We start from the raw sequence: 17,090 nt of genomic DNA, 5'->3' as shown, positions 1-17,090 counted from the left end.
CTTACCGATGAAATAAAACATACTTAACTTTATCGGTGAACACAGTTGCAGGAAAACAAGACAACCATGCTTGACGCCATTATTATTTTCTCATTTATCCTAGCAGCGTCGGGAATAGGGTTCTACAGCATTGAACTACTACCCAATGGGGCGCTAGATCAGGTAACGAATCTAGAAGCTTTACGCTTAGTTGTTGCCGTCTTTGCCGCTATTATTGGTGGTGCGATCGGGCTGAGTTTCCAGACGACATATCGTCGCCTAGAATCACAAGTCAAAGAAATGCCTCTGGAAGTAATCTTAACTCGTGCCATTGGCTTAGTGATTGGGCTATTACTAGCCAACCTGATGCTAGCCCCACTATTTTTGCTCCCGATCCCGGCGGATTTTGGATTTATTAAGCCACTTGTGGCAGTTGTCGGTAGTATTATCCTCTCCGTTACTGGCATGAATTTGGCAGATACCCACGGACGAGGCTTATTGCGGTTCATTAATCCCAACACCGTCGAATCGATGGTAGTGGAAGGAACGCTAAAACCAGCCAATACCAAAGTTCTAGATACTAGCTGCATTATTGATGGTCGCATTGAGGCCTTACTAGAAACAGGGTTTCTGGAAGGGCAAATTCTCGTACCACAGTTTGTCTTGCAAGAACTCCAACAAGTAGCGGATGCTAGCAAAGACCAAAAGCGGGTACGGGGAAGGAGAGGACTAGAAATTCTCAACCGCATTAAGGAAGATTATCCCGATCGCATCCTGATTAATGCAGTTGACTACGAAGATATTCCCACAGTGGATGCCAAGTTAGTACGCTTCGCGCAAGAAATTAGCGGCACACTGCTAACCAACGACTACAACTTGTCTAAAGTCGCCAGTGTTCAGAAAGTACCTGTTTTGAATGTGAATGATTTAGTGAATGCCGTCCGTCCCAGTTATTTACCTGGCGACAACTTGGATTTGAAAATTCTCAAGGAAGGCAAAGAACCCAGTCAAGGCATTGGCTACCTAGATGACGGCACAATGGTAGTTGTTGAAGAAGGTAGCAGTTATGTGGGTGGTGAACTGCGAGTAGTAGTCACCAGTGCTTTGCAAACTACAGCAGGAAGAATGATTTTTGCCAAACCCCAAGCTTCAGCATTAGCGTGAAACAATGGGATGTTCAATTCGAGTGACACTTGATAATCGGTGCAGGTTGACTGCACCGATTATTTATTGATTAGAATCACGAGACTCACTTGCCTGTAAATACTGTAACTGCTCAATTGATAACCCTGTGACTCTGCCAATCTGTTCTAATGGCATACCAGTACTAAATAGATTTCTTGCCACTTCGAGTAAAGCTTCAGCCTTGCCTTCAGCCTTACCTTCAGCCTTACCTTCAGCCTTACCTTCAGCTTTACCTTCAGCTTTACCTTCTTGCAGAATGTCTTGATAAATCGCTGACTCACGCATAATATCTGACCTCAAAACTCGTTTAATAACTTCTTTATCTAATACTAAACCAGCTAAAATCGCTGTAGAAGCAGCAATATTACTTTGAGTTCTTAATTCTGTAATACTGTTAATTTCCCGTGCCACTTCGTTAAGTATAACTTCTGGAGCAATTGTACTGCTTAACACCGCCAAAGGTAAAAGTCCAGGTGTTCTAAAAAATACTTCAGTTGGTTGTTCCCAAAGTCTGATAACTGCAAATTCATGTCGGGTCCCAGCAATTGTAAATGTATTTTGTTGCACCAAATTTGAATTTGTCTGCTTGAGATAAATTACGACTTGATGCATTGCTTTGTCTGGAAAGCGGCGATATGCTCGTAATCGATAGTCAATCATCCGAAAAGGAATTTCCGGATCGACTTGGGTTTGAAATTCCAAATGCAATATGCTTTGCCCCGACTGCAACAGAATTAGGGCATCAGCCCGAATGGGTTCGAGAGATAATTCTTTTGGACTTAGTTCTGTTAAATTAATAGATTCGCCTAATAACCATGTAGCGAAGTCACTGGAGAAGTTCTCAACTAAGAATTTGCATATATTGTCAAACATCTGAATTAGTGTGGTTGGGGCAGACGGGTTCGCATGATGCTGGGAACCTATCTAACACATTGCCTGTATGTTGTATACGACTATATGTCCATAATTCCATCAAACTAAAGTCTGCGTCTATACAAACAGAGTTATAGATTAGCAGGTTAATTATTTTATGGTCAGTTAGATAAACATCATATAACTAAAAGTGACTTTTATTTTAAGACAGATTTGTTAATTGCGTACATACCAAGTTTCGCAGCGCCGTTTTTTGAGAATTTATGCAGCTTCAAGGTGTTAAGGATGCAAAAGTGTTAATCCCGAAATATACGGTTGCGGTATTGATTATTCCTATACCAAAAGCTGCAAACGATCTTGATATGGTAGACGACTACGAGCAGCAACTATATATTTTGTAAATTGGACAGGATGCTTAACATACAATAATAATGCTATACCTTTGTAGTTAAAAATTTTAATAAACCACGAAGGCTTAAAAAAATCACAAAGCCGACTTTTGCAATACAACCGTATTTGATGGCTAAATCAATTGTTTCAACAAAACGCCTCAGCAGACAGTTAATCCGCTGGTTGCTTCAAGAAGACCGACGAGGGAAGGAAAGACCCCACCGCAAGCAAGAAATACATCGCCAGCATCCTTGGTGGCAGGTGATGTGCTTGACTGGTGTAGATTATTTCTCGACTCTTGGCTATCAACCTGGGATTGCAGCACTGGCAGCTGGTGCTCTTTCTCCTGTGGCTACCTTGGTTCTAGTTTTGCTAACGCTCTTTGGAGCATTGCCAATCTATCGCCGCATTGCTGCCGAAAGCCCTCATGGTGAAGGGTCGATCGCAATGTTAGAACGTTTACTCCCTTGGTGGCAAGGCAAATTACTTGTGCTGTGCCTACTAGGCTTTGTGGCAACCGACTTTATTATTACCATTACTTTGTCGGCTGCTGATGCTACAGCCCATATCATCGAAAATCCGCTGGCTCCAAATTGGCTTCACAATCAGACGATCGCAATCACCCTGATATTAGTTGCATTACTAGGTGCAGTTTTCCTCAAAGGTTTCCGAGAAGCAATTGGTATTGCAGTAATTTTGGTGGGAGTTTATTTGGTTTTAAACTTCATTGTCGTTAGCGTCGGTCTGTATCAGATCCTAACTCACCCTGAAGCGATCGCTAACTGGCAGACTGCACTTTTTGCCAGCCATTCCAACCCTTTGATCCTAATCGGCATCGCTCTTTTGATATTCCCCAAGCTAGCACTGGGATTGTCAGGCTTTGAGACTGGCGTGACCGTTATGGGCCTGGTAAAAGGGAGCAGCACTGACACTCATGAGCATTCCAAAGGGCGGCTTCGGAATACACGCAAGCTGCTCACCACTGCTGCTGTGATTATGAGCTTCTTTTTGCTCACCACCAGCTTTATAACCACTCTCCTGATTCCCGCCGCACAATTTGCATCTGGGGGCAAAGCCAACGGACGGGCCCTTGCTTATTTAGCACATCAGCACTTAGGTAACGCTTTTGGCACAATTTATGATCTAAGTACTATTTCCATTTTGTGGTTTGCAGGTGCATCTGCAATGGCAGGGCTGCTGAATATTGTGCCTCGCTACCTACCACGCTATGGCATGGCACCCAATTGGGCCCGAGTAACGCGACCTTTAGTCTTAGTCTACACAGCGATCGCTTTTGTGGTAACAATTATCTTCAGAGCAAATGTGGAAGCCCAAGGTGGGGCTTACGCAACTGGTGTGCTTGTATTGATCACCTCAGCTGCTTTTGCCGTCACCCTATCAGCCCACCGTCACAGAGAGAAGCGGGCAAGAGTCCTCTTTGCAATCATCACACTGTTGTTTATATATACCACTATTGTCAATATCATCGAAAGACCAGAAGGGATTAGGATAGCTGGGTTTTTCATCGGGGCGATCATTTTTACCTCGCTGGTTTCTCGTGTTTGGCGTTCAACGGAACTGCGAACAGAGCGGATCGAAGTTGACGAACTTGCTGGCCAATTCCTTGCCGAAGAAAGCCAGGGAGCAATCCGGCTAATTGCAAATCGATTGAATAAGGGCGATGTCCTAGAGTATTTTATGAAAGAGAAAGAGGTGCGGGAGGACAACCATATTCCACCCAACGATCCAATTCTTTTTCTAGAGATTCGAGTATCAGATGCTTCGGAGTTTGCAGATATCATTAAAGTAAAAGGGGTGCAAGTTGGTGATTACCACATCCTCCGGGCTGAAAGTGCAGCAGTACCTAACGCGATCGCAGCTTTACTACTTTACATTCGTGACCAAACAGGTAAGATTCCCCATGCTTACTTCGGCTGGGTTGAGGGAAATCCCATACAATACCTATTGCGTTTTATCTTGTTTGGCGAAGGTGACATTGCTGTAGTTACCCGTGAAGTACTGCGTCGGGCTGAAAAGAATCCCCACATGCGACCTGGTATTCATGTTGGGGGTTGATTCAGGAGTGCTGAGTTAAATTAAAATCACTCAGCACTGTTTCGTTAACAGAGTTCTTCTTTCTCCTTGTTCCCTTGTCTCCCCCTCCCCTTGTCCTATAAAGATGCGGCAAAAAATAAACCAGTGATAGAAGTAGCGATCGCTGCTTCTGGTTCAAGTTGTCAGAAATTACCCTAAAATTTATGTAAAGATGAGCCGCTCAATCTTAGATTAACTTTAAAATTATTTAACTTTTTAGAATGCCAGACGCGGAAAAGTTCCAGAACCAGCTGGCTAATCACAAGCTGCTGCATCGGCAAGTTAGTAAAAAGGCAAAATCTTCGCTAGTAGTCAGTGGAGAAGAAGGAATGGTGCTTCAGTTGGCTGATGGCACTATCCAGGCTTGCAATGCCGCTAGCGATCGCATTTTGGGACTGACCGCAGAACAGCTTGTGGGGCAAAATTTGCTCGATCCCAAGTGGCAGTTTATTCATGAAGATGGCTCTCCTTTACTCAGTGAAATTCACCCTGCGATCGTTGCCCAAAATACAGGTAAACCTTGCTTAAATGTGGTGTGTGGCTTTTATAAGCCAAATGGTGAGTTAGTCTGGCTCTTGTTGTCCTCCCAACCTCTGTTTCAAACTCAAGGAAGCAATCTGTATGCGATCGTGACAACTTTTTTGGATATTACGGAATCTAAGCACGCCCAGTTCAAGGATGACTGTAGTTGTGAACAAGATACTCAACAAGTTGATGCAGATGAATTTCAGACACTGTGGGATAGTCAACGTTTGTTTCAACAAATTGCTGGCACTCTTCCAGGGATAATCTATATTTATGACCTAATTAAGCAGCGAAATTCTTACGTTAATTACGAAATTGCTCAAGGTTGGGGCTACACACCAGCAGAAATCCAGGCGATGGGAAAAGAGTTATTTAATCAACTTTTACACCCTGAAGATTTGGCTCGACTCCCTAGCTATTTTGAAAAGTTTAATTCTGTTCGTCAGGGTGAAGTCCTCAGCTTTGAATACCGAATTCGACACGCCAATGGAGAGTGGCGCTGGTTTTGTAGCTATGACACTGTGCACAGTAGAACTGCTGATGGATTGCCACAATATCTTTTGGGGATCGCTTTTGATATTACAGAGCGACGACACATAGAAATTTCTTTGCGGCAAAGTAATGAAAGGTTTGAGCTAGCAGCTGCGGCGGTTAATTGCCTAATCTATGACTGGGAGATTGGCAGAAATACTGTGGAAAGAACTCAGGGTCTAACCCAGGTTTTTGGCTACACACAACAAGAAACGGAACCTACCTTCCAATGGTGGCAAGAACGCATCCATCCCGATGACCAACAAAGAGTTGATGACCAATTCATGGCTAGTATGGCCAATGGAAACCGTTATCGCATCGAATATCGAGTGCGTCACCAGAATGGCCGCTATTTGTGGGTGGAAGACCAGGGGTTTGCTGTCCGGGATGCAAATGGTCAGGTAGTTAGGGTAGTTGGTGCGAGTACTGATATTACCGAACAGCAAACTGCCCTATGGGAACGTCAAAAAATTGAAGCAAATCTGCGCGAGAGTGAAGAACGGATTCGGTTGGCCACTAATGCTGCTGAACTAGGTATGTGGTTTTGGAATATCACCACCAACGAGGTGATTTGGACAGACAAATGTCGGCAGCTGTTTGGACTGTCCCTAGAAGCCGAAATCAGCTTTGAGATTTTCCTCAACTGTGTACATCCAGAAGACCGCCAATGTATTCATGAAGCGATCGCCCGCTCTCTTGAGGAAAAAGTTGAGTGTGACATTGAATACCGTACCATTTGGTCTAATGGTAGTATTCATTGGATTTCTGCCAAAGGTCGCGTCTTTTTTGATGCCGAAGGTAAGGCAGTACGGATGATGGGTACTACCCAGGATATTACCCAACGCAAACAGGTAGAAAATGATTTGCGCCAGCGTGAAACTCAATTAAGGCGCTTAGTAGATTCCAACATTATTGGCATTATGTTCGCCACTCCTGACTACATTACTGAGGCGAACGAGGCTTTTTTAGAAATGGTGGGTTATACACGAGAGGAACTATTAGCGGGTAAGGTACACAGACAACACATCACCCCACCTGAATATCATGCTCTCGATCGGCAGGGGCAAGAACAACTTTTAACGGTTGGGATATGTACTCCCTTTGAAAAAGAATACATCCGCAAGGATGGTTCCCGCATTCCCATATTAATTGGTGGTGCTTTGGTGGAGCGAGAGCCACCGTCTTGGATTTGTTTTATTCTTGACCTAACCCCCAGGAAGCAATTAGAAAAGGCACTCAGGCAACAAGCTGAGGAACTCAAACAGGCAAACCGGAATAAAGATGAGTTTCTGGCTATTCTCTCCCACGAATTGCGATCGCCCCTCAACCCCATTTTAGGGTGGTCATCGGTACTCAAAAGCCGCAAATTAGATGAAGTGACTACAAGTCGTGCTTTGGAAACCATCGAAAGAAATGCTCAATTGCAGATTCAATTAATTGATGAGTTGCTGGATGTTTCCCGAATTATTCGCGGTAAGTTGAACCTGACTTTTGCCACTGTTAACCTGGTAGCTGTAATTGACGCTGCATTGGAAACAGTGCGGTTAATTGCCGAAACCAAATCTATCCAGATTAAAGTACAGGTTGACCCCAATGTTGGTAAAGTGTTAGGCGATTATAATCGCTTACAGCAAATTGTCGGGAATTTACTCTCGAACGCAGTCAAGTTTACTCCCTCTCGTGGTTCAGTGGAAGTAAGTCTCTCATTGAGTGGTGAATTAACTTCCCACTCAGCAATAATTCAAGTTAAAGATACAGGTCAAGGTATTTCCCCTGAGTTTCTACCCCACGTTTTTGAATATTTTCGTCAAGCCGATAGCAGCACAACCAGGACATTTGGCGGACTGGGATTGGGATTGGCAATAGTTCGTCACTTAGTAGAGTTGCATGGTGGTACTGTAAAAGCAGCCAGTCCAGGAATTGGACAGGGAGCAGTTTTTACTATCAGACTGCCCGTAATGAAGGAAAGTGAGGGTGCAGGGGAAGCAGGAGGAGCAGGAGAGAAATTTAACTTGTCAGTTCTGCGTGGACTACGGATATTAATTGTCGATGATGATGTTGACACACGGGAGTTTTTGCACTTCTTGCTACAACAGAATGGGGCATTCATAACTGCCGCAGCATCGGTAAATGAGGCGCTTAAAATTATAGCACAGGCTGTACCTAATTTATTAATCAGTGATTTAGGAATGCCAGAAATGGATGGCTACAGCTTGATTAGGATGCTCAGAGCCATGCCCAAAGAGGAGGGCGGGGAAATTCCGGCGATCGCTCTTACCGCCTATGCAGGAGAAAGCGATCGCGATCGAGTTTTAGCAGCTGGTTTTCAGAAACACATTGCCAAACCAGTACAACCAACAGAATTACTCACCTCAATTGCAGATTTGCTAAGGCAAAATCATCACTAAAACTCTATTTCTGTTCATTGGATTTTAGGCTCAACTGAACTGTATTGGGTTATAAAGAATACACTATTCATCAGGCTTAAATCTTAATCGACTTAACCATGACCAAAAAAGATTTGCTTCGCAACCAAATTTTCACGCTGGAAAATATTCTTTCGCCAGCAGAATGCGCTGAATATATTACTTTAACAGAAAACATTGGCTATGTAGATGCTCCTATTACTACCCACCGAGGTTTTGAAATGCGTCCCGATATCCGCAATAATCAGCGCGTTATTCTGGATGATCGGGAGCGTGCTTTTGATTTGTGGCAGCGTGTGTCAAATTATATCCCCAACACCATTGGTAGATGGCATCCAGTTGGGCTGAATGAGCGTTTTCGTTTCTATCGCTACGATCTAGGTCAGAGGTTTGCACCTCACCATGATGGTGCTTATCGACGAACTAACGGTGAGGAAAGTTTATTGACTTTCATGATTTATCTGAATGAAGGCTTTGAAGGCGGCGAAACCCGCTTTTATCTTCCTCAATACTACCAAGATTTATCTAATCTAGCTGTGCTTCCAGTAACAGGTATGGCTTTGTGTTTTGTCCACGAACTAGTACATGAGGGCGCTACTATTATCCAGGGGCGAAAGTACGTCTTGCGATCGGATGTTATGTACAGTCAATAGTCGAGAAAGTGATTAAGCTGCAAAATAAACAAAATTTAATCTAACTCGCGGCGTCCTTCCAACGCCCTCGCCAAAGTAACTTCGTCTGCGTACTCCAAATCGCCACCTACAGGTAAACCAAAAGCAATCCGCGTCACCTTGGTAAATGGTTTCAGTAGCTGACCGATATACAGGGTTGTTGTCTCCCCTTCTACACTCGGACTAATTGCGAGAATTACTTCTTGAGGTTTTTGCTGACTCACCCGGCGCTGCAAAGGTAGTATAGTCAATTGATCTGGCCCAATTCCATCAATTGGCGAAATCACCCCGCCCAAAACGTGATACTTGCCTTTGTATTCGCGGGTTTTTTCCAGTGCAATCACATCGCGAGGATCTGCAACAACACAGATAGTATTGTTGTCACGGTTGGGATTGCGGCAAATTTCACAAACAGGTTCAGCAGATAAGTGAAAGCAAACAGAACACAAGCCTATCTGTTTTTTTGCCTCAATTAAAGCTTGTGCCAAAGCTTCTACTTCTGCTTCTGGTCGCTTCAAAATATGCAAAGCCAGTCGTTGGGCACTTTTGGGGCCAACTCCCGGTAGGCGTTGCAATTGTTCAATTAACCGTGCTAAAGGGCGTGCGTAAACCGTTGTCTTGTCTCCAAAATGTTTTCACTTTAACTATGATGACATTTTTTCAGTACTTCCATCAGGCGCAACACTTCCAACTCACGATCGCTTAGTACAGCATTTCATTAATTCGTAGCGAATAAAAGAAAGGCAATACCTTGCAATGCCAATGCGTGCCCCTGCAATGCCATTGCATCCCGATACAATGTTAATGCGTGCCCCTGCAATGCCAATGCGTCTCGATACAATGTTAATGCGTGCCCCTGCAATGCCAATGCGTCTCGATACAATGTTAATGCGTGCCCCTGCAATGGCAATGCATCCCCCTGCATTAAAAACGCTACACTTTTACGCAAAAGTGTACTTAGTTCTGGATTTTGCAGCCGCTCTGCCAGTTTTGTGCCCACAGCAGGATAAGCTAAAAATCTTTGAATTTGCATCCTCCAAAAAATAAATCTCTTGTGGGGTGGGCATCTTGCCCGCCCTAGTTGTGCAAATTAAATGCGCGACAGCTTATACGGTTGTTTGCTGTGAACTGCCCAAATCGCTTTCATCCTTAGTTTTCAAACACGCTCTAGCTAAAATTTATCCTAACCACTCAGGATTTTTGGCTGTACCATCAAATTGACTAGTGGTTTTAAACAGTTCATACTGACCTTTGAAAGCAGCTTGGCGAGTCCGATTCAATAATGCTCTAACTTGTTCCTGGCTCATGGGTGTAAAAGTACGTACTGCCTCGAAAGCCTGGTTTAAGATGGGCATACTTTCAATGCCTGTAATCACCGTTGAAGTTGGCAGATTCATCGCGTAATGCAGACATTCAATAGGTTTGACCACATTGCTCTTGAGAATGTTTTGGTCGCCCATTGATTTCATCCCCAGTACAGCAATTCCGTCTTGAACCAGTCTGGGTAAAACTTGCCTCTCAAAACTGCGGAAATGGGCATCCATAACATTTAACGGCATCTGCACTGCATCAAAACAGAAATTGTTTTGATTGGCAACTTCCAACATTCTCAGGTGTACTAAAGGGTCTTTGTGTCCAGTAAAGCCTATGTAGCGAATCTTGCCAGCTTTTTGTGCTTCCACAACTGCTTCCATCGCACCACCAGGGGCAAAAATTCGGTCTGGGTCTTCCATGCGAATGACTTCATGATGCTGCAACAAATCAATGTGGTCTGTTTGCAAACGTTTTAAAGATTCATCAATTTGTTTAGCAGCAGCGGCCTTTGTGCGACCGTCGATTTTAGTCATCAGAAAAGCTTTTTGACGATAACCATTTTGCAGAGCTTTACCCATGCGAATTTCGCTACCTCCATTATGGTAATCCCAGCTATTGTCCATAAAATTAATCCCGCGATCAAGAGCAGTACGGATCAACCCAATACCCTCTTGTTCATCTTTTGGTCTACCAATATGATGACCACCTAGACCAATTACAGATATTTGTTCTTTGGTGCGTCCTAGTTGCCTGTAGAGCATTTCACCTTTTTTAGTCTGGAGTGGGGTAGACTGATTTTGCGCTAAAACCTGTTTGGTTAAACCTTGTAAAGCAAATACCCCGGCTCCACCTAAACTAGAAGCAGAAACTACCTTCAGTAAATTTCGTCTGCTAATATCCACAAATTTATCCTTTTGCCACAGTATGAGAATTTGCCTTCATAGCTTTGCATGGAGCAAAATTCGCTGCTTCTAACTGTTGAAGGATAAAAGCAGTGAGGTAGAGATAGATTTTTGATAGAGGGAAGGTAAGAGAAAAATATTCCATTGCTGTGTAAGCAGAGGAAACATTGCAGACATTGACAGCAGAAGAAGAATCTGATAGTCGTATTCCTGATATTGTTTCAGTGGTTAAAATGTTAACTCAAACACAACACCTTAGTACGAAAGTTTTCTTTGAGAATTGTTTCTAAATCTTGGCAAATATTATTTGTATTCCTAAATATTTATTGCAATATTTCTAAACATTTAGTGCGTGATTCAGGAGTTGATAAAATCCAGAAAACTTCTTTAGAAAAATCGTAATTTTAAACTTGATTGCGATAATACGTTTAGGTAACTCAAACCTGTTTATCCTAAACTATTAAAGTTCCTCGTACTAAACATGAGTAAAGTCAATGACTGCTTCATCACCAGAAAATTCAATCAGATCATCAAGTACTCATACTTTAGATATAGCTAGGCAAGAGTATCAATATAACTACATCCATATTCCATCTATTGCCATGCTAGATCGGCTTTCTATTGCCGAAGAGTTCACCAGTAACTGGTATTTTCTCTTAGCCCAGCAGTTACGAGTTGTGTTTATCAATACCTTGATTGTCAACAGAGGCAATCAAGGTTCTAAATCGATTCGTGATGATGTCGAAAGGTTTATTTTAGAAGCCTTGCTCAAGGGAGCAGTACCAGCCCGAATCAGTATTCTGGCAAGAATCTTGCAAATTATTCCTCAATTTTTGCTCAATGGCATATCTAAGGATGTTAGAGAACTCGACGATCTTTTTTATTCTATTCTGAAAGAAAACGGACTTGTAATCCTCGGAGATGCCCTAAATAGGATAATTAACCTTCTATACGAAGGACAGCCTAGAGGACATGCAACCAGTCTCAAGGACTACGAAAATTTGTTTCCGGTGATTGGTGTACCAGCGATCGCTAAAACTTACCAAGAAGATGAAGTATTTGCGTACATGAGAGTCGCTGGCTACAATCCCGTGATGATCGAGCGAGTAACGACTCCAGGCGATCGCTTCCCAGTCACAGACAAACATTACCAAGGAGTAATGGGAACTGACGATTCATTAGCAGCAGCCGGACTTGAAGGCAGGCTCTACTTAGCTGACTATAAAATTTTAGATGGTGCAATCAACGGTACATTCCCACACGAGCAAAAATATCTCTATGCTCCCCTAGCACTGTTTGCCTTACCCAAAGGCTCAGACCCTACCCGTCTATTGCGTCCGATAGCCATCCAATGCGGTCAAACCCCAGGTCCAGATTATCCGATTGTTACCCCTAACTCCGGTAAATACTCTTGGCTTTTTGCCAAAACAGTAGTCCAAATAGCAGATGCCAACTTCCACGAACCTGTTACCCACCTAGCAAGAACTCACTTGTTAATTGGTGCTTTTGCGATCGCCACCGCTCGACAACTACCACTCACCCATCCTTTAAGAATTCTACTACACTCGCATTTTGACAGTACTTTAGCAATTAACGATGCCGCTCAACGTATTCTCATAGCTCCAGGCGGTGGTGTCGATAGATTACTCTCATCATCAATCGACAACTCTCGCGTTTTAGCAGTGCTAGGATTACAAAGCTATGGTTTTAATAGTGCCATCTTACCTAAGCAATTCCAACAGCGCGGTGTAGACGATCCTAACCTCTTGCCTGTTTATCCTTACCGGGATGATGCACTACTAGTCTGGAATGCCATTCATCAATGGGTTTGGGACTACCTGAACCTTTACTACACCACGGATGAAGACATTCAAAAAGACACAGCGTTGCAAGCATGGGCAGCCGAAATCTCAGCTTACGATGGTGGTCGCATCCCCGATTTTGGCGAAGATGGGAGCATCAAAACGCGCAATTATCTAATTGATGCCACTACGCTGATTATTTTCACTGCTAGCGCTCAACATGCTGCGGTTAACTTTCCGCAAAAAGATTTTATGAGCTACGCCGCAGCGATTCCAATGGCAGGTTATTTACCAGCCTCAACTCTCAAAAGAGAAGTTACTGAGCAAGACTACCTTAATTTGCTCCCTCCCTTAGATCAGGCACAACGGCAATACAACCTACTCAGCTTGTTGGGGTCTGTGTACTATAACAAGCTGGGCGATTATCAGCAAGGATACTTTACAGACCAAAAAGTAAAACCATTGTTACAAGCATTCCAGAGTAATCTTCAGCAGGTAGAAGATACCATCAAGCAACGTAATTTACACCGTCCAACCTATGAATATCTACTTCCTTCTAAAATTCCTCAGAGCATCAATATCTGAATTGAAGATAAATAACCAATACTTCGGCTTACCTCGGCTTCGCTCGGCACAAGTCGCTCAGTACAAGTGCCCAATGACAAATGACCAATGACAAATGACTCAAAATAAATACCATGACACTTAAAGATAAAGTCCTCAAAGGTCACGATCGCCAGCTTTGGCTTGCACTTATACTAGCTAAAGTAGGTTATGACACTGCGATCGGCAAGTTTCTACGCTTGATTTTTTATTACATGGATGCGTCAATCATGCTCAACGCATGGCGAGACTTTCTCTACATCCGTAAGGACAATATTGGAGACAAGTATTTTGCAGTAGACCAAGCAATTATGCATTCCTCTCACTCCCAGGTGAGAGAACTAATGCAAACCGAACCACAACTGCGAGGAAATGATTTAGGCATCATCAGAATATTAGCTCCTAGCTACTTGCTAGATAATCCTCTGAGCTTGGGAACAAACGGTAACGAACACACAGGACTACGTACTGTAATCTTACAAGCCTTACCAGAACCGTCTCAAAAAATAGACTTTTTAGGGAATCTAGTTGAGCAAAGCTTGTTAGAAGCTGCTAAACAAGGCAAATTACACATCGGCAACGATTTGCCAAAGATCATGCTGTCGATTTTGCACCAACTGGTTTTTCAGATATCTTTATCTGAGGAAGAAATCACAGCATCAAGTAGTTACATTAAAGGTTTGGCTCTCGCATCCTTGCCTAATTTTATAAGCAAGTATCTGCTGGCAATATTAACAGCGCCAAAAATTCGGCATCGTCAATATTTAACTAAGCGATATAAACAATCTGCAAAATGGGCATCTTACTTTGAAACAGGCGCTCAATATCAGTTGAACGAACACCAAATCGCTAATACCCTTTTCGATATGATTCATATCGCTGGTACTGCCGGCACGAGTGCGCTTTTAGGATCAGTTATTGGTGTTCTCTGCTTAGATAATACTCTCAGAAATGATGTAGTGTCAGAAGTGAATGCAGTCTGGAATGGCAAGAAAACTTTAGACTCAGACGCTCTAGAAAAGTTAACACTTCTCAATAAAGTGATTTTGGAAACGGCTCGTCTCTATCCACCTGTGCGATTTGTTAGCCAACTCACCACTGAAGCGGGTGAAGTTGAGATTGGAAAACAAAAATGCCCATTCCAAAAAGGTACTCGCTTGCTTGGCTCTATTCTTACAGCTAATCGGGATGCCAATAGATACCAAAATCCAAACGATTTTGACCTAACACGGAATTTTTCAGATATATTATCTTGGAATGGCGAAGAGCATGAACGAGCCTGTCCTGGTAAATCCTTATCAATTGGCTTTATCAAAATTTTCTGTTTACATCTGTTCCACAACTATCAATGGGACTCAATTACAGAAGTCAAGTGGGATTTTAAAAAAGTGACTGCCGTTACTCCTAATAATTTAGTCCTACAAGGTTTTACTCAAAAACTGTGAGTAAGGGACTTCCAATTAAAAAAACATCTCATCGTAGGGGCGCACAGCTGTGCGTCCCTAACTCTCGTGCTCGATTAAGGAAGCTTAAAGCAAGTGGCATTCCTCAATTATAATTTGGTAATTGTTCTGGTTTTTTGAGTTGATTTTACTCCTTTTCTAGTGCAAGATTACTTATCTTTTCTCTGACTTAGTTATTTAACAATTTAGGTATTCATTTAGCTGAAAGGAAGTAATTACAAATTATATGGCTGAATTAATTGAGAAAAAGCAACTTAATAATATTGCTACCTGGATGATTCCAGTCAAAGAAACAAACTTACCATCTGTTCTTAAAGGTGTGTTTTTTATGGATGGTAATCCACTGCCAGATACTTGCATTACTATGTACAATTTAGAATGGGATATACAGAATATAACTTTGCTTTTACCGATTTTTGCCCCATTACAGTGGACTTTTCATGACTCGATTGCTGGCTGGATATTACTACGTTTAATTCAATGGTTTAAAATAAGTTACAAAATTCAGTTTGAAGATGAAACTTTGCAACAAGCTCAAGTCATACCTGTTTTTCTAGGAATACCAGTTTCAAAATCGATTGTCAGTCTCACAATGTCCCAAGACAAAAATTCTCTCAATGGAGATATTTGGCACAGAAAGAACGTTTGGTTCGGCGGACTTTCTCGGGCTGGTGAGTATACTCTCCGTAGGGTTGTTGATAAAGATGGTTGTTATACTCCTGCTTTTAACGATATGCTTACCAGAGTCCAAAATGAATGTTTAGTGATTGGACACCACTCAAATTGATCCAGATCAGGTTAGTCAGCTAAAGCTTAGAGCCTTGTCGCCCCCCATCGCTAACTTGAAACAGAGGTTTTATTCTTTTTTGATTTCTGTTTTCGCCGATCTGAAATTGCATTTTTTGTACTCCAAATACCCAAAGCCAGCAACCCGAATGTGACAGAGGGTTCTGGAACAGAATTAACTCGACGGAATTCGATGGGTGTGGCCACAAGTAAATTACCTTTTTTGTCAAAAATTTTGTCTAAGGAGTCGATGCTACTCTGCTCAATAGTTACATCGGAAACCACTTTGAAGCCATTACTTGTTATACAGCCATTGGGAGCGTTATTCCCAATGTAGCTGTTCGGCTTCCAAAATAATTGCAGATTACAGGTGTTCTTCTCAACATTGTTAATACTAAGCTGTCGCCGAGACTGAGAATGATTGCACAACCCGCGTACAGTATTTTCATTTACAAAGCTGCTAATACTTAGATTCACAGCTGAATTTACTTCATTAAAAGAATAAAGGCGTAGCCGCTCAAAACCTGGGCTTTCTTGCTCTAGATAAACGTTCTGTATGTCAGCCAGAGGATTAGTATCATCCAGTTGCACACTACAATTTGACATAGTAATTAATGGCACAGAGGGGCTATTAGCAATCTGTTGGGCATTATCAAAAAAACCAGTGAACCACTGTGCTACTTCCTGAACCTGTGTCTTAATTGGTGGCGCACTGGTATCAGCACGGCTTTGTTGAAGAAATGAAAATGTTGTGACTAAGAATGTCAAAATTGATACTTTTAGTAAATGCATAGAGGTTTGGACTCCAACAAGAGCAGATTACAGAGTTCTGGATAAATAATTTACACCATCAAGCCCTATCTTCTATCATGAAATAAATTTCTTGGCTGTTGGCTAATAACCCTCTTGTGTCACTTTCCAGATTAAGCAAGTAGTAAATAACTTAAATTATCCAGATTAGCCGCTCAGTTTAATTTTAAAGATAATCTATCAAGTAGTTAGCTATTATACGCGAATACCAAAAATTCACTGCCTTCATAGATAAACTCAGCCATCTTGCACATACCCATCTTTTGATGTGCCTGAAGTGATGCTTTGTTGTTTGCCTTTATCAACAGTATTCCTTCCCGGTCTGGTAGAAAATCTTTCAACTTAGCAAACATTACCGCAGCAATACCTTGCCCACGCATAGTTTCATCAACACAAATGGGGCCATACAAGTAAGCATCTTTTGTACCAGGATAGGCTTGTAACATCACCGTTATAATTGGTAAATTAGCAGTTGTCTTTGACCAACTGAGTAAGAATCCTACAACTTGACCATCTTTACGGGCTACAACGCTCGGCATTTGAGAGATAGTCATCATTACAGCCTCTGGCTCAAGATGACCTAACAACATACCACCATGTTCTGCGTCATTGGCTTGGGCCAACTTGACGATTTCAGTAACATCATTGAGACTGGCACGGTCAATCACTACATTATTGAGACACATACCTGGTTGATATAAATAGGAGAAAGACTTGGAGCAAAAGAATTTTCTTT

General features: G+C 42.4%; 13 protein-coding genes. 7 read left to right on the top strand and 6 right to left on the bottom strand.

All coding sequences use genetic code 11. The annotated features are described in order from the left end of the window. The first annotated feature begins 66 nt into the window (after positions 1-66). Positions 67-1,143, top strand: a complete 1,077-nt coding sequence (locus V7K60_RS18650; protein WP_292775495.1) for a PIN/TRAM domain-containing protein — start codon at positions 67-69, stop codon at positions 1,141-1,143. Between the two features lie 63 nt (positions 1,144-1,206). Here the strand turns inward: V7K60_RS18650 and V7K60_RS18645 are convergent, their stop codons facing one another. Beyond that, on the bottom strand, positions 1,207-2,037 hold the full coding sequence (locus V7K60_RS18645) for an Rpn family recombination-promoting nuclease/putative transposase (protein WP_334927305.1): 831 nt from the start codon (positions 2,035-2,037) through the stop codon (positions 1,207-1,209). A gap of 519 nt (positions 2,038-2,556) precedes the next feature. Here V7K60_RS18645 and V7K60_RS18640 point away from each other — a divergent pair. The 3 genes from V7K60_RS18640 to V7K60_RS18630 all read left to right on the top strand — a co-directional run bounded on the left by V7K60_RS18640 (position 2,557) and on the right by V7K60_RS18630 (position 8,656). Beyond that, on the top strand, positions 2,557-4,503 hold the full coding sequence (locus V7K60_RS18640; protein WP_334927304.1) for an amino acid transporter: 1,947 nt from the start codon (positions 2,557-2,559) through the stop codon (positions 4,501-4,503). 239 nt (positions 4,504-4,742) lie between these two features. Then, positions 4,743-7,985 carry a PAS domain-containing protein gene (locus tag V7K60_RS18635; RefSeq protein WP_334927303.1) on the top strand — a complete coding sequence of 1,081 codons (3,243 nt, stop codon included), beginning with the start codon at positions 4,743-4,745 and terminating at the stop codon, positions 7,983-7,985. A 98-nt stretch (positions 7,986-8,083) separates the two neighbouring features. After that, entirely contained in the window at positions 8,084-8,656 is a 573-nt protein-coding gene (locus V7K60_RS18630) for a prolyl hydroxylase family protein (protein ID WP_334927302.1), read from the top strand. Positions 8,657-8,691: 35 nt separating this feature from the next. On the opposite strand, the gene recR is transcribed toward V7K60_RS18630, so the two are convergent. The 3 genes from recR to V7K60_RS18615 all read right to left on the bottom strand — a co-directional run bounded on the left by recR (position 8,692) and on the right by V7K60_RS18615 (position 10,890). Next, the gene (gene recR / locus V7K60_RS18625; RefSeq protein ID WP_334927301.1) at positions 8,692-9,249 is read right to left on the bottom strand and encodes a recombination mediator RecR; all 558 of its coding nucleotides are present in this window, start codon (positions 9,247-9,249) and stop codon (positions 8,692-8,694) included. 143 nt (positions 9,250-9,392) lie between these two features. Then, positions 9,393-9,707, bottom strand: coding sequence for a hypothetical protein (locus V7K60_RS18620; protein ID WP_334927300.1), 315 nt, complete (start codon positions 9,705-9,707; stop codon positions 9,393-9,395). A gap of 145 nt (positions 9,708-9,852) precedes the next feature. Then, a complete protein-coding gene (locus V7K60_RS18615; RefSeq protein WP_334927299.1) occupies positions 9,853-10,890 on the bottom strand; it encodes an aldo/keto reductase in 1,038 nt (345 codons plus the stop codon). A gap of 494 nt (positions 10,891-11,384) precedes the next feature. On the opposite strand from V7K60_RS18615, the gene V7K60_RS18610 reads away from it, so the two are divergent. The 3 genes from V7K60_RS18610 to V7K60_RS18600 all read left to right on the top strand — a co-directional run bounded on the left by V7K60_RS18610 (position 11,385) and on the right by V7K60_RS18600 (position 15,545). Further along, the gene (locus tag V7K60_RS18610; RefSeq protein ID WP_334927298.1) at positions 11,385-13,277 is read left to right on the top strand and encodes a lipoxygenase family protein; all 1,893 of its coding nucleotides are present in this window, start codon (positions 11,385-11,387) and stop codon (positions 13,275-13,277) included. A 113-nt stretch (positions 13,278-13,390) separates the two neighbouring features. Continuing rightward, positions 13,391-14,740 (top strand): cytochrome P450, encoded by a 1,350-nt coding sequence (locus tag V7K60_RS18605; RefSeq protein WP_334927297.1) that lies wholly within the window; start codon positions 13,391-13,393, stop codon positions 14,738-14,740. A 244-nt stretch (positions 14,741-14,984) separates the two neighbouring features. Beyond that, complete coding sequence (locus tag V7K60_RS18600) at positions 14,985-15,545, top strand: hypothetical protein (RefSeq protein ID WP_334927296.1); 561 nt, start codon at positions 14,985-14,987, stop codon at positions 15,543-15,545. A gap of 50 nt (positions 15,546-15,595) precedes the next feature. Here the strand turns inward: V7K60_RS18600 and V7K60_RS18595 are convergent, their stop codons facing one another. Beyond that, the gene (locus V7K60_RS18595) at positions 15,596-16,336 is read right to left on the bottom strand and encodes a chromophore lyase CpcT/CpeT (protein ID WP_334927295.1); all 741 of its coding nucleotides are present in this window, start codon (positions 16,334-16,336) and stop codon (positions 15,596-15,598) included. Between the two features lie 206 nt (positions 16,337-16,542). Continuing rightward, entirely contained in the window at positions 16,543-17,040 is a 498-nt protein-coding gene (locus V7K60_RS18590; protein ID WP_334927294.1) for a GNAT family N-acetyltransferase, read from the bottom strand. Between the last annotated feature and the right edge of the window lie 50 nt (positions 17,041-17,090).

Source organism: Nostoc sp. (genome assembly GCF_036917555.1).
Taxonomy (GTDB): domain Bacteria; phylum Cyanobacteriota; class Cyanobacteriia; order Cyanobacteriales; family Nostocaceae; genus Nostoc.
The sequence above is the reverse complement of the archived record's forward strand: the minus strand, read 5'-3'. Positions and strand labels throughout refer to the sequence as shown.